Raw genomic sequence first — 418 nt, forward strand, 5'->3', positions numbered from 1 at the left:
ACGTGCCGAAGGATGAGGTCGAGCCGCCGGCGCAGGCCGCCGAGGGACCGGCAGAAGGGCAGGCTGAGCCGGCAGCAGAAGTCCCGGCCGATGCCGCGGACGCGCCGCAGGCCAAGGGCACGGCGCTCGAATAGCGCGAGGCGGGCGGCGTATCATGGTGGCGTCATCGACCCCCTGACCCTCCCGTCGCCCCCGCCGCCATGCCCCTGCGCATCAGTGAAGAGATCACGTTCCGCAAGCTCGAGGCCCTGCTGGCCTTCATGGAGACCGGCAACCTGGCCAAGGCCGCGGAGGCGCTCGATATCAGCCCGGTAAGCGTGCACCGGGCGCTCCATTCGCTCGAGGACGGCATGCGCTGCGCGCTGTTCCGCCACGAGGGCCGCAACCTGTTGCCGACCGAGGCCGCGCACGTGCTGGC

Annotated in this window: 1 protein-coding gene; it reads left to right on the forward strand. The window is 71.5% G+C overall.

The features are described 5' to 3' along the window. Positions 1-200: 200 nt before the first annotated feature. A partial coding sequence (locus tag AB4Z35_RS30765; RefSeq protein WP_442101267.1) for a helix-turn-helix domain-containing protein occupies positions 201-418 on the forward strand: 218 nt, incomplete at its 3' end.

Origin of the sequence: Pseudomonas sp. KB_15, from assembly GCF_052114525.1 — a bacterium.
Lineage (GTDB): Bacteria > Pseudomonadota > Gammaproteobacteria > Pseudomonadales > Pseudomonadaceae > Aquipseudomonas.